Annotated in this window: 10 protein-coding genes; 8 read left to right on the top strand and 2 right to left on the bottom strand. The window is 41.1% G+C overall.

Translation table 11 applies throughout. The features are described from left to right. Positions 1-269 precede the first annotated feature (269 nt). The 4 genes from ACWATR_RS30855 (at position 270) to ACWATR_RS30840 (ending at position 5,926) form a co-directional block, all read left to right on the top strand. Positions 270-3,389: an efflux RND transporter permease subunit gene (locus tag ACWATR_RS30855; RefSeq protein ID WP_235116439.1), complete on the top strand. Its 3,120-nt coding sequence runs from the start codon at positions 270-272 to the stop codon at positions 3,387-3,389. A gap of 247 nt (positions 3,390-3,636) precedes the next feature. Then, positions 3,637-4,182 (top strand): hypothetical protein, encoded by a 546-nt coding sequence (locus tag ACWATR_RS30850; protein ID WP_460341268.1) that lies wholly within the window; start codon positions 3,637-3,639, stop codon positions 4,180-4,182. A 490-nt stretch (positions 4,183-4,672) separates the two neighbouring features. Further along, positions 4,673-5,002: a DUF190 domain-containing protein gene (locus tag ACWATR_RS30845; protein WP_460341265.1), complete on the top strand. Its 330-nt coding sequence runs from the start codon at positions 4,673-4,675 to the stop codon at positions 5,000-5,002. A 9-nt stretch (positions 5,003-5,011) separates the two neighbouring features. Further along, a complete protein-coding gene (locus ACWATR_RS30840) occupies positions 5,012-5,926 on the top strand; it encodes a cation diffusion facilitator family transporter (RefSeq protein ID WP_193915455.1) in 915 nt (304 codons plus the stop codon). Between the two features lie 253 nt (positions 5,927-6,179). Here ACWATR_RS30840 and ACWATR_RS30835 read toward each other — a convergent pair whose 3' ends face one another. Then, positions 6,180-7,148 (bottom strand): arsenic resistance protein, encoded by a 969-nt coding sequence (locus ACWATR_RS30835; RefSeq protein ID WP_193915453.1) that lies wholly within the window; start codon positions 7,146-7,148, stop codon positions 6,180-6,182. A 749-nt stretch (positions 7,149-7,897) separates the two neighbouring features. Here ACWATR_RS30835 and ACWATR_RS30830 point away from each other — a divergent pair. Further along, positions 7,898-9,268 (top strand): IS110 family RNA-guided transposase, encoded by a 1,371-nt coding sequence (locus ACWATR_RS30830; RefSeq protein ID WP_460341260.1) that lies wholly within the window; start codon positions 7,898-7,900, stop codon positions 9,266-9,268. An 89-nt stretch (positions 9,269-9,357) separates the two neighbouring features. Here the strand turns inward: ACWATR_RS30830 and ACWATR_RS30825 are convergent, their stop codons facing one another. Next, positions 9,358-10,920 carry a SulP family inorganic anion transporter gene (locus ACWATR_RS30825; protein WP_460341257.1) on the bottom strand — a complete coding sequence of 521 codons (1,563 nt, stop codon included), beginning with the start codon at positions 10,918-10,920 and terminating at the stop codon, positions 9,358-9,360. A gap of 1,072 nt (positions 10,921-11,992) precedes the next feature. On the opposite strand from ACWATR_RS30825, the gene ACWATR_RS30820 reads away from it, so the two are divergent. The 3 genes from ACWATR_RS30820 to ACWATR_RS30810 all read left to right on the top strand — a co-directional run bounded on the left by ACWATR_RS30820 (position 11,993) and on the right by ACWATR_RS30810 (position 14,251). After that, positions 11,993-12,808: a CemA family protein gene (locus tag ACWATR_RS30820; protein WP_460341254.1), complete on the top strand. Its 816-nt coding sequence runs from the start codon at positions 11,993-11,995 to the stop codon at positions 12,806-12,808. A 126-nt stretch (positions 12,809-12,934) separates the two neighbouring features. Further along, positions 12,935-13,399: a DUF2808 domain-containing protein gene (locus ACWATR_RS30815; protein ID WP_193915447.1), complete on the top strand. Its 465-nt coding sequence runs from the start codon at positions 12,935-12,937 to the stop codon at positions 13,397-13,399. A gap of 363 nt (positions 13,400-13,762) precedes the next feature. Next, entirely contained in the window at positions 13,763-14,251 is a 489-nt protein-coding gene (locus ACWATR_RS30810; protein ID WP_460341250.1) for a DUF2808 domain-containing protein, read from the top strand. Positions 14,252-14,401 lie beyond the last annotated feature (150 nt).

Below are 14,401 nucleotides of genomic sequence, written 5' to 3'. Positions count from 1 at the left end.
TTCCAAAATTACCTTCCAAGTCGTGATTACAACCTTCTGCCGGGTTTCCATTGGAATTACCAATTGCGAATTGGATTGACTGTTGATAGTTTAGTAACAATGCCCAAAAATTCATCCCGCGCTTCCCGAAGGGACAGACGTGGGGCAACTTTAAGTTAAAGCTAAAAATTTCATCTCAATTTCATCTTCATTTGGGAGAGTAGGTAAAGTACTTGATCTTTAAACTTACTTAGCTGCACAGCAAGCAGACATCCCTTAAACGTTTAAAAATGCTTGATTATATTGTTAAATGGTCGATCGCTCAACGCTGGCTAATAGTTATTGCTTCCATCCTCATATCTGTTTGGGGCTTTCTCGTCCTTACGCAAATGCCACTGGATGTATTTCCCAACTTTGCCCCGCCCCAGGTCGAAATTATGACCGAAGCCCCAGGACTTGCAGCAGAAGAAGTTGAGTCCCTAGTCACCCGACCAATAGAAAGTGCCATCAACGGTACCCCTGGACTGGAAGCATTACGTTCTTCCTCGGCTGTAGGTCTTTCTGCTGTGAGAGCGACTTTTAGCTCGGATACAGAAATTTATCGCGCTCGCCAATTGGTGACAGAACGGTTACAACAAGCACGCAGTCAACTACCGCAAGGTGTAGAAGATCCAGAGGTTCTTCCCGTCAGTTCGCCTTTAGGATGGACTGTCAAATACGCCTTTACCTCCGAAAACACTTCAATAATGGAGGTATGGCGGATTGTCAACTGGCAAGTGAAGAATCGGCTGCTGGCTGTCCCTGGTGTAAGTAATATTGTTGTATTTGGTGGGGATGAGCGTCAGTATCAAGTGTTGGTTAACCCTGATAAGCTGAAAGCGTTTAATGTTTCGCTTGATGATGTCACCAAAGCAGCACAAGCATCCAACACCAATGCACCAGGGGGATTTTTAATTACTCCTGACCAAGAGACATTGGTGCGAGGGGTAGGGCGGATTGAATCTATTGAGCAGTTGAAAAAATCAGTAATTAAAGCCAAAAATGGCACGCCAGTACTATTGGAACAGGTGGCGGATGTACAAATTGGTGCAGCACTCAAACGCGGCGATGGCAGTTTTGCGGGTAAAAAAGCGGTAATTTTGACAGTCAACAAACAGCCAACAGCAGATACGCCAAAAGTAACGAAGGCAGTTGAGGCAGCAATCGAGGAAATTCAAGCCGGTCTGCCTAAAGATGTCAAAATTACAACTACTTTCCGTCAGGAAGATTTTATCGAAGCCTCGATCGAAAACGTCGAAGAAGCTTTGCGTGATGGTACTATCATCGTTTCCGTCATCCTGATTCTGTTTTTGATGAATTGGCGCACGGTAATCATTAGTTTGAGCGCCTTACCCGTGTCCTTATTATTAGGAATGATGATTCTGAACTGGACAGGACAAGGCATTAACACCATGACTTTGGGCGGACTGGTGGTGGCTATTGGTTCAGTAGTGGATGATGCCATTGTAGATATGGAAAACGTCTATCGCCGCTTGCGGGAAAACCAACTAGCGGGTAATCCCATTCCACCCCTGCAAGTAGTCTTCAATGGTTCAGTTGAGGTGCGGGTTAGCGTCCTCTTCGCCACAATTATTATTGCAGTTGTCTTTGCACCGATTTTCGCCCTCTCTGGTGTGGAAGGTCGAATTTTTGCACCAATGGGTTTAGCCTATCTGCTGTCAATTGCTGCTTCCACCTTAGTAGCGCTGACATTAACCCCAGCAATGTGCGCCCTGTTGTTAACGAATACAAGATTACCCAGTACAGAAACTTGGTTAGAAAAACAAACCCATAAACTTTACCGTCCAGCTTTGAAATTTTCTATGCGCCGCCCCAAAATTGTTTTGGGAATGGCAATGGCTGGCTTTGTGGCTTCATTGGTAATTATGCTGGGTTTAGGGCAAGTTTTTTTACCAGAATTCCAAGACCGCTCTTTGGTGATCGCCGCAGTTTTAATGCCTGGTCAATCTCTGGATGCGACTAATCAAGTAGGCATAGCGATCGAAGAAGCCCTGAAAAAAAATCCTGGGGTTGAAACGGCTCAATTGCGCTCTGGACGGGCTGTGGGGGATACTGAGGTAGCTGGTGTAAACGGGGCGGAAATAGATGTCCAACTCAGCGAGGAGGGGGCAAAAGATCGAGAAGAAACAATTGAAACGATTCGTAAAGAATTTGAAAAAATTCCCGGAGTCGTTCCCAATATCGGCGGGTTTATTTCGCACCGGATGGATGAGGTACTCTCAGGTGTACGGAGTGCGATCGCTGTGAAAATTTTTGGCCCCGATTTGGAACAACTCCGCACTCTTGGTCAACAAGTACAATCAGCTATGGGCCAGGTTTCGGGTCTAGTAGATTTGCAACTTGAACCGCAAGTACCGATTAAACAGGTACAAATTCAATTCGACCGCGATGCAGCAGCCCGCTATGGTTTAACTATTGGCGAATTATCAGAGGTAGTAGAAACTGCACTGAATGGGCGAGTCGTTTCCCAAGTATTAGAGCAACAACAAACCTTTGATATGGTGGTTTGGTTGCAAGAAAAATACCGTAACAATATTGAAATTATCGGTAATTTGCTAGTTGATACACCCAACGGACAAAAAATTCCCTTAGCCCAAGTCGCAAAAATCAACTATGGTACAGGCCCCAATACCATCAACCGCGAAAACGTCTCCCGCTATATTGTCGTATCTAGCAACGTGGCTGGACGAGATTTAGGTTCTGTAATTAAGGATATTCGGGAGAGAGTTAAGCAACAGGTGCAATTACCCGCTGGATATTTTATTGAATACGGTGGTCAATTTGAAGCGCAAGAGGGAGCGACGAAAACTTTAATTTCGGCTGGGGGATTAGCATTTGTGGCGATCGCACTCATCCTTTACTTTGCTGTTAAATCAATTCCTGCAACCATGATGATTTTAATTAATTTGCCTTTGGCATTAATTGGTGGTGTGATTTCCATAGCCTTGACAAGTGGCATCATTTCCGTAGCTTCAATGGTAGGATTTATTACTCTATTTGGTGTAGCAGCACGTAATGGACTTTTGTTGGTTGAGAACTACAATGCCAGATTGGCAGAAGGACAACCTTTACCGCAGGTTTTGATGGAAGGTTCAATGGAACGCTTAGTTGCTATTTTAATGACAGCATTAGCATCTGCTCTTGGTATGGTACCTTTGGTAATTGGTAGTGGTGCAGGCAAAGAAATTCTTCAGCCACTAGCCGTTGTAGTATTAGGTGGATTGTTTACCTCTACTGCTTTAACCCTGTTAGTACTTCCAGCTTCCTATGTGCAGTTTAGGAAATTTTTGGTGCCGAGAAAGACCACACCAATACAAGATATTGAAGTTACCCAAGGTTCGACTGCATGAGGTAAAAACCTCATATTTTCTGGGGCTGATAACGCCGTACCCTTTACCTGCTCCTTGTTAACTGGTTTATACCATTTCACTTTCAGGTTGCTACAAATGGGCAGCAAGGGAGCAGGCGGCAAGGGAGGAATGATTTGTAGCTGTAATGCGTGTAAATTGGTATTTAAGACTATTTTTCTATGTTTTTGCCAACTGTTCAGATACCAAATTGTGTTTCAATTACTAACAAGTGATGAGGAGTAAACCCATGAAATCATTAAAATTAGGTTTGGTTGCTTTTACAAGTATAGGATTACTTTTTTTGGGAGCTTGTAATGGCGGAAGTCAAGAAAATAATTCAAGCAGTAACACGGAATCTACTACAAATCCAGCAGCAAATACTTCAAAAACCGAAGCTACTAAATCAGGTGATTCATCCAAAAAACATGATGAAAAAGGCCATTCTCATAAAAACGATGAATCACAAGAAGGTAAAGAACATTCACATGGTGGTCAAGTTGTTGAATCAGGTCAATATCATTTAGAGTTAGTCACAGAAAAAGAAGATAAAGGAACTCATTTAGATTTTTATTTGAAAAAAGGCGAGAAGCATGAGGTAGTTTCTAATGCTCAAGTTACAGCTGCAATTCAACTACCAGATGGAAAACAAAAGTCGATACCTCTTGCATATAACGCTGATGGTAAACTTTACGAAGCAGAAGTATCAGAACAAGCAACTGGTCAATATCAGGTGAAAATTACTGCGGATGTCGGCGGTGAAAAGCTAAACGGTCGGTTTAATTTTAATCAATAGCAAGTTTGTCTTGCTTGCGGGACAGTTATGTTTCAAATGAGTTTATTTCATTATTTAACTACTGTCCCTAATTCTATAAATAACAAGAGTCACGTCGCTTCTCTACGAGACGCCAGGGGCGAACGCTCCGAATTCAAAATTCAAAATTCAAAATTAATGATCCCCATAAATAAATTTAGGGGCTTGTAAACGGACTTCGTATTTCTTGCGCTGTGCATCTCGAAATACATTTTTTTGCTTCTCCATAAATAAATTTAGGGGCTTGTATCCTTTTCATTTTCGGTCAACTGCTTGTATGTTACTAGGCAAAGTTCAAAACTAGAATAATCCCTATTATTAAGATGAAAGGGAGATATAGCAATCCCGTTTAATTTTTGAAAAGCTGAGATAGCCAAAGCCTTCCATTACCACGTCTATTTATTCCTGTCTACCTACTTAGTATCTCAGTCAAAAATTATCTTTACATATTCGTAAATATAAAAAAATTATCATGACAACATGGAAACAATTAACAATTTATGTTAGCGAGTTGGATTGTTGGGAACATCAACCCCTTCATCAAGTTCTACTCGGAATGGCTCGCAGACAAGGATTAACAGGGGTAACGGTAGTGCGGGCAATTTCTGGATATGGCAAACATGGCGTTTTTCGTACTCTAAATCAGCTAGACTCGTCTACTGAGTCCTCTGCATTACCGCTTCTCGTTACGGTTATTGATAGTGAAACTGCAATAACCGAATTTTTTTCCTTGGTCAAATATATGCTTAAAGGCAAGTTTGTTACTTGTCAAACCATAGAAGTTCTCTCCACCGGAGTGTGAAAGGCAGTCATGTCTCATAATCATAGTCACGGACACGACCACGGTGGCAGTAATTACAACCGTGCCTTTATTATCAGTGTTGCCCTCAACACAGGATTTGTCGTCATTGAGGCAACCTATGGCATTGTTGCTAACTCCCTTGCCTTGATTGCCGATGCAGGTCACAATTTAAGCGATGTTCTGGGTTTACTACTTGCTTGGGGAGCAAGCATCCTCGTCCGTCGTCGCCCGACATCACGTCGCACCTACGGGCTGCGCCGTTCTTCAATTTTGGCTGCGCTTTTGAATGCCGCCTTTCTCCTAGTTGTTTCTGGCGGTATTGGCTGGGAAGCAATTCAACGGTTTCGTGAACCTGCTCCAGTAGCAGGAGGAATAGTAATTACAGTAGCAGCTATAGGAATTGTCATTAACACAGTAAGTGCTTTGATGTTCTTGTCGGGGCGTAAAAGTGACTTGAACATCAGAGGCGCATTCTTACATCTAGTTGCAGATGCTGCGGTATCTGTAGGGGTTGTACTGGCTGGTATTGCAATTATTGCTACAGGTTGGCTGTGGTTTGATCCAGCGGTGAGTTTGATTGTTACTGTGGTGATTGTAGCTGGCACTTGGGGACTTTTACAGGAATCCTTGAATTTAATTACAGATGCTGTACCAGCAGGAATAGAACCTTTGGCTGTCCGTACTTATCTAACCGAACTCCCTGGCGTGGCTCAAGTTCACGACTTGCATATTTGGGCAATGAGTACCACAGAAACAGCACTCACTGTTCACCTTGTCATCCCAGCAGGTTATCCCGGTGATACTTTTTTAGCACGGGTAGTCCGTGAGCTTCACGACAATTTCAGCATTGAACACCCAACCATTCAGGTGGAAATAGGCGATCCGAGTTACCAATGTCCTTTTGCTCCTGATAACCTAGTTTAAGTCAATTGTTGGGTATTTAGTAACGGGTACACTCTTCTACACTCTTAGCTACATCTACTAGTTATGGTGAACTGCAACTGTTCTAATCTCGATGAATGTGTTGCAACTGTTGGTGCAAGGAACTGCAAACTATAACGTCATGGACGCCAATTCCTCTTTTTATGCAACACTCTAACTGTCAATCTTTTACGAACGATGTGGGCTGAACAAAATCATAACTGGGTCAGGTAGGGAGATTATAACGCCAATTTAGCTATCTCTCCATCTGAGAATACTGCCCTTTACGACGCAGAAAGAGCAACAACTGGGAGACTAGCACCATGACAGGCAGTTCGATAAGTGGTTCAATAGCTAAAACAAGGGTAATCAAAGGACGATCAGGGAAAACAGATGTAGCGATCGCTAATGCAAGGGGTGAATTGCGTGCAAGTGTTGTGCAACTGAAGCAAGCAAAATCCTCGTAACTAAAGTTGCCGAATCGTGAGATTACTTGAGTCAGCAAAAAGGTAATTACATAGAAAATAAGGATAGGTGGTAACATTTTTAGCAGTACATCTGGACGCTGAATTAGGGTTTGCCCCTGCGAGGCAAATACCGCTGTAATTGCCAAACACAGAAATAGCGTTTGCCCTGCTGCTATTTTCAGTGGAATTTCACGCCAAAACCCGTTTACCTTTGGTATTAACCACTTAGCGATAAACGCTAAAAGCATAGGAACAACTAAAACCAGCGCAATGCTTTCGAGAAAAATCGCTGTATCAATCTGCACCAATTTTCCAACAAAAACTAACAGATAGACGGGTAGGAGAACCACTTGCAAGATCATATTCCAAGGAAGGAAGGCTGTAGCTAAAGCAACATTTCCTTTGGCAATCCCTGTAAAAATGAGATACCAGTCAGTACAAGGTGTGACCATCAGCATAATTAGCCCAACCCAAAGATCGGGAGAGTCCCGTAGGAAAATAGCTCCCAATCCCCAAACAAAAACAGGTGTCCAAATAAAGTTCATTCCCAAAATAAGTCCGGTCATCTTGTAGTTTTGAAATGCCTGACCTAAACGATTAAGTGGAATATTTAGAAATACCCCATAGAGCATGACCATCAAGGATGGAACAATCAAAGATACAGCATTTTCCTCAACCCATTTGATTTGTCCCAGTATCAGCCCAATTAAGATGGCAATGATGACAAATACAGATTGAAGTTTTTCAGTCAAACTCATGTTGGGATGTCTCCATTAAGTCTTTGAAGAGAACAATAAATAGAGTTGTCGGGAAATAAAAGATGAGTTAGGCATTTGTGAGGAAGATGGAGATTGTCATATTGCTTCTGCGCTTTCCTCTACGTCCCTCTGCGTTTAAAAACATTGATTCTGTACCTCACTCAACTGGGAATTGCTATAATTAGATACTTAGAGACAAAAACACCTAAATGTACGACTTGAATATTAGGTTAGAGTGTACCCTACAAAATCGCGTTGCTCTCGATTCTGCGCGACTTTAGTGCAAAGAGTGGCTCAATTTCGCAAACTAACCCTGTTTTGTCACTCTCGAAAAACAATAATCTCAGCGAGATTCTGAAATTTTGATTTAATCAAGCTTTGAGCTTTTATTTTCTAACACTAACTAAAATTTCTAGCTTTAAAGTGGAAAATAAAGCCCCGAAAGGCTTTCAGCGATTGGGTTATCCCAAACTGACAAAAGCGGTTGACGGACGAGGCTATGTCCGCAATGGATGAAAGAAACCAATAGATATCTCCGAAAAAGTTTATATTAAAATTGTGTCTTGACAGTTAAGACCGCTCCCTCAATGGTGTTCTTCGCCCGTACAAAAGCGTGGTTCTAGGTTGTGACGGCAATGGCATTGGTGAAGCGCTTAGACGCTATCCCGTTTAGAAGACTGTATAATTCCGTCAACCTGGGTCAGGGCACACTCTCAATTTTGAGAAAATTTGAGAATAGGAGAACCAACATGGCGAAAAAACGGCAATCTCCCAATCAAGCATCTAAGCTAGATCCGATTCACCCAAATGCTGCTGGTATTGATATTGGTGCCCAAAATCACTGGGTATGTGTGCCATCAGGACGTGCCAACGAATGTGTGAGACGTTTTGGTTGTTACACGGCTGATTTGTACGCGATCGCTGATTGGTTAAGTGAGTCTGGGGTTGAGACTGTGGTAATGGAATCAACAGGTGTGTACTGGATTCCATTGTTTCAAATTCTGGAGACTCGTGGCTTTGAAGTTAAACTTGTTAATGCCCATCATGTCAAAACTCTACCTGGTCGCAAAACAGATGTTTTAGACTGTCAATGGCTGCAACAGTTGCACAGTTATGGATTATTATCAGGTTCTTTTCGCCCAGAAGATGAAATTTGTGTTTTGCGTAGCTACATTCGCCAACGCGATAGTCTCATCAGAAGTGCTAGCGTAATCCAACGGATGCAGAAAGCTTTAACTCAAATGAACATACAACTGCATCAAGCAGTCAGTGATATTACAGGTACTACGGGCATGACAATTATACGTGCTATTGTCGGTGGGGAACATGACCCACAAGTACTTGCAGCTAAAAAACATCATCGCGTTAAAAGTAGTGAAGCGGAGATTGCAGCTGCGCTTAATGGTGATTACCGAAAAGAACATTTGTTTGTCTTGCAACAAGAATTACATCTCTATGATGTCTACCAATCCCAAATCGCTGAATGTGACCGCCAGATTGAGGATTGCTTAAGTCAATTTAGCGACAAAATTGATATTTCGCAGTTGCCCCTTTCTCCACCCAAGCATATTCGCCACAAACCTCAAGGTAATGAGCCTAACTTTGATTTGCGTACTCATCTTTACCGCATGAGTGGAGTAGATTTTACTCGCGTTGACGGTCTTGGTGTCCTGACAGTACAAATTATTCTTTCTGAGGTTGGTTTAGATCCCAGTCGGTTCCCCACAGTCAAACACTTTACTTCTTGGCTTGGTCTTTGCCCTGGCAGCCGCATTACTGGTGGCAAAATTAAAAGTTCTCAAACTCGTCCTGTAGTCAACCGTGCCGCCAATGCTTTCCGCATGGCAGCACAAACTGCCGGCAAAAGTCATTCTGCTTTGGGTGCGTTTTATCGTCGCTTACGTTCTCGACTTGGCTCTCCTAAAGCTATTACTGCTACCGCTCATAAGATTGCCCGGATTTTTTACAAACTTTGGACAACCGGAGGAGATTATACCGATCCTGGTATGGATTATTATGAGCAACGTTATCGTGAGCGAATGGTTAATAATCTCCACAAAAAAGCCCAGGCTTTTGGTTTTGAGTTAATTCCTCAGTCCTCAGAAAATCTGGTTTCTTAGAAGAGGGCTAATGTCCAAGCTGGTTGGTAGTAATGCTTGTCTAATGCTGTCTAGCACCACTCTCCGGAATAAGCAGACAGCGAAGATTTCTACGTCGCTCTTTGCGATCGCCCAATGACAAACGGTTGGCGGTAGCGCTCCACCAAACCATCCCACTGCACAACGAGGGTGCTTCCCGTCTGCTTCTGTTGCTTCTCCCACATTGAGAACAAGTCGAGGCAAGAGTGGTCAATGTAAGATAGCTTTTCTAGGTGCAGATGCAGTGCAGTTCTTGGTGGAACCTGTTCTAGGGCTTTTGCAAGCATTGGCAACCGAATAAATGTTGCCGCCCCTTCTAAGTACATATCAATCCGTTGATTTTTTTCATCTTTTTCAAAGTGAATTTTCAGATGAGATACTTTGTAGATCAGCTTGACCGCTGACAGTACAATGCCGATTAGCACGCCAGTAAGCAAATCGGTAACGACAATACCGATTAAGGTGGCAAAGTAAATCGCCAGAGGAAAGCGCCCGTACTGCTTTAGCTTGCGGATTTTCTCTACTTCCACCAGCTTGTAGCCCGTGTAAACTAGAATCGCTGCCAGACTGGAAGTAGGAATTAGCTTTAGAACATCCGGTGCAGCAATCACCAGAGCCAGTAGCCACACGCCGTGAAACATCGTGGCAAGTCTCGTTTTACCCCCTGCTTCCACGTTAACGGAACTGCGGACAATCACCCCTGTCATTGGTAGCGCCCCCAGCACTCCACAAATCATGTTACCAAAACCTTGCGCGGCCAGTTCGCGATCAAAATCCGTTTTTTGTCCCTGGTGCAGTCGGTCTACTGCGGCGGCTGAGAGTAGGCTTTCTGCACTGGCGATTAAGGCGATCGCTATTGCTTCCATAAGCAGTGGTGCTTGAAGCAGGCGCGTTAAGGAACCAGGCGTTGGCAATTGAATTGCAGAAGCAAGATTAGCAGGCACATCGATGTATTTAATTGGCAGCTTCATGATGGCGGCGATCGCAGTTGCTACCACCACAGCAATCAGAACACCAGGTAGCAAGTTCAATCTTCGAGGCTTAAACTTATCCCAAACTACGAGGGTGAAGATGCTAACCAGACCTATAAGCGCAGCAATTTGATGGCTGGTTCCAGCAATTTGATGATTGTTGGCGTCGCTGAAAAAGATACCCTTGTAGATGGCGTTGGGAATAGAAATTAGGTTCTCAATTCCGCTCGCGCGTGGCAAGTCATCGACCATTACGTGGAATTGAGAAGCGAAGATCAGTACGCCTATACCTGCAAGCATTGCATAGATCACTGCCGGAGATATGGCGCGGAACACCTGACCCAGCTTGAATACTCCCGCCAGCAATTGGATTAATCCTGCCAGCAGAAGAATAGGCCCGAGCATTTCAATGCCGTAATCGCGGATCAGTTCTGCGACAATGACAGCCAGTCCAGCAGCTGGGCCGCTGACTTGTAGTGGGGAACCTGCGATCGCGCCAACAATAATTCCGCCTACCATTCCTGTCACTAAGCCACGAGCTGGAGGCACTCCCGAAGCGATCGCAATCCCCATGCACAGAGGCAGTGCGACAAGAAATACAACTATAGATGCCAATAGGTCGTCGGTGATGAATCGTTTGTCAAAGATGTCTCTGATTGCCATTTTTTTAGTTGTAGGTACGTGGACATAAAAAAACAGCCAACCAACTGAAATGCCTTTAAAGGGCTGTGCCACCCACACAGACGAGTTACAATCGTTTGGAAAATTGCCAGCCTTTTTGGATGGATGTTTGTCTAACTCCATCATTTACGCGTAGGAATCCAACCTCAAGGGTTGAATACCAAAGCTAGCAATTTCTTTAAACGTTTACGCCTTGATAATCTTTGCGGCACACAGATAACTTATTAAAATTGACTGTTTTTTTCGGATAATCTACTTATCTGGCAAACTTGGTAATACATTTCTCAAATTCAGCATAGAGTCCTGTTCCTCGCCATAACTGACCCCAACCCTCTGAGTATATTGGGGTGGTTTAAAGCAGATAAAGTGCCCTATTATCAATAATTGAACCTTTAGTTTATATCAAAGTTTTAACTTTGAGTCAAGCAAATTTAGTAGTTATATCTCCTCATGGAAAATGATAATTATTCCTGAATTTGGAAAAAAATAATAATGCATATTTATCAATAAAAAAGTTTCACTAATTATTAAAACTCCCAAATATTTTGACTCTATCCAGGTTTTTATGGAAAATTCAATCTTATAGCTTAACCTGACTTGCTCTCCCGTTATAAGATTTAAATTTAGGAATTTATCCCAGCATTAACTTCTGTCTACAGGAGTAAGTTTTTTATCTCAAATCCTCTAAAAATTTCATGTCAATTTCATAATTTTGTAGTAAAACTTAAGCCAAGCAATCTACTTAATAGAAGAAAATTTGAATCTATTGCATATCAATGTAATTAAATTGTCTATACTAGATTTTAGTTTCATGCTCCTTATTTTTAAAGCTTAATCAGACTTTTGGTCATACAGTAACTAGTTATGACCAAAAGTTTGATTTTTTATTATTGAATATTTAGTTTTCGATGATTTATTTCATCCTAATTTCATCTTGATTATATATAGTAAATTTTAGGAGCTTATTCCTTGGCTTTGCTCCACACTATTTTCAGGCTTTTTAGTTCAGCCACAACGGTAATACTACTAGCCTGACTTTATCGAACAAATGAGAATGAAACCTAATCCAAAATATCAAAAAGCTAGCTTTGTTCCTCGGTCGATACTACAAACTCTGGAAAAGCTAAAACAAGCACTAGAGCCAAATGCAGAGCATAAGGTTGTTGAAGAGTTTCGCGCTTCTCGTCAGAGAACAATTAGTTCTCTCCGTTATTTGTTAATTCTATTTATTGTTCCATTCTTAGTGAATAATCTGTTTAAAACATTTGTAATTCAACCTTTGATTTATAAATTCTGGAGCCAAGAGCCATCGAAAACTTTCTTAAATTCTTCTCAGGAAGAAAGAGCCTTAACTGAATTGAAAAGATTTGAGCGAAAAATTAAATTTGAAGTACTGCTGGTAAAAGCTCCAGAACTTTCTTCAAATATTGTAGAACAGAAGGTCAAAGATGAGGCTATTGCGTTATCCCGAAAATACAAAACTGAAAGTATTGATGCAGTTGCTAACGTATTTGCAGATATACTTTCATTATTGTCATTTATTATATTATGTGTCTTTGGTAATCAGCAGCTTACCACTATTCAACTTTTTAGTACCGACTTAATTTATGGCTTAAGCGACTCTGCGAAAGCTTTTTTCATTATTCTCGCTACTGATATCTTTGTCGGCTATCACTCTACCTATGGTTGGGAAATAATTTTAGAAAACACCTCAAAGCATTTTGGTCTTCCAGAAAACAAAAGTCTGATTTCACTATTCATTGCTATTGTCCCAGTTGTCATGGATACAATTTTCAAATATTGGATTTTTCGCTACGTCAACCGCAGTTTTCCTTCAGCCGTGGCTACCTACCATAGCATGAATGAATAATTTTCCCAAACCAGCCAAAATTTCATCTTGATTTCATCGTGACCTGTCAAACTCATAATGTAAAGGTTCGTTCAATAAGCAAAAGTATGTAGCTTATTTTACATAAAAATTACTTATAAATTCCAGATGAAGAAAACATTGATTTACACAAGTACAGTGTTTGCTCTTGCCACTACAGCTTTCATTTCCCTTAGTCATGCAAGTGCTAAGGAGACTAATATTGATAATAATTTGCAATATCCTGCTAATAGTTGGCGGCTTGTCAAACATACTTTTCGGTTAAACATCCCTCAAAATAACAACCCTCTTTCCCAACTTATTATTGAAACTCCATCTACTGTAGCAGTGAGTAATAACATTGATGTCTTCGATGCGAATGGTCAGAAAATTAATACTAATATTTCCGTCAATGGCAAACAGATTATTATAGATTTCCCTGAAAAGGTTATTTCTAACACTAAACTCTTAGTTAATTTTAATCAAGTTCAACAACCAGTGACAGGCCCAGCTTCTGTATACCGCTTTTCAGCTAAGGTTGTTGGTAGTGAGGTAGAGATTCCCGTTGGTGTAGCTCAATTCCCTACATTTTAATCCTTAAGTTTTGAAATTCATCAAAAATTTCATCTTGATTTCATTCCGACCTGTCAAACTGATCAATAAAGGTAGTATACCTTTTGAACTTCAAACGGTAAACAAGTCAACGGTAATATTTCTAACTTCCTTTAATTAACGTGTAAGCGTAGACTGACTTTTCATGGAAATTTTTGAAAATGTTGGTATTCCGAGGTGTAAAAGTGTAAAAACTTAAAACCTTTACACCTAATCTTTTTTTCACATTGTGAAAAGTAAGAAACGTAGAAAGTAGTTAAATTTAGTTTTACCAGATTGTTACGTATTGATTTATCACAGGTTCATTTTGATTTGCTGACATTAATGATTAAGTGAGGAGTAAACATGAAGAAAGTGTTAGTTTATGTTGCTATATCTACTTTAGCTGCTGCACTTTTAATTCCTGCCAACTATGCAAGTGCCAATGAAGAAGATGGTAATATTCCTCATGTTGATGGTAACTCTCAATTTCCTCAGACTCGCTGGATGCCTGTTAGACATACTTTGCGAGTACACGTTCCCAAAAATAGCAAGAGTGTTTCACAGTTAAAAATTCAAGTTCCAAATACTGTCAGATGGAGTGATAATACTAATGATGTCGTTATAAACGAAGATAATGGCAGAAAAATTAACACTAATGTTTCTGTAAATGGCAAAACTATATTACTAGCTTTTGCTGAACCAATTGTTCCTAATACTAAGCTAAAGATTGATATCAAGAATGTCAAACAACCATTTCTTGGTAATGGCCCCGTCTACCATCTATCTGCTAATCTTGTTGGCACTAATGCAGAAATACCTATAGGTGTAGCTAGATTTCGTATAAATCCTTAAACTTAGCGCTATTCAATAAATAAAGCTCCTGACATTTAACTTATAGATAAGTTAAATGTCAGAAGCTTTTGTGATTTTTTAACCCCATTTTTTAAATATTATTAATCATCAATAATTTTAATTGTTGCATCTAATAACTATATTTTAAAT

This window comes from Nostoc sp. UIC 10890 (assembly GCF_054786515.1).
This window is presented reverse-complemented; position numbering and strand designations above follow the sequence as displayed.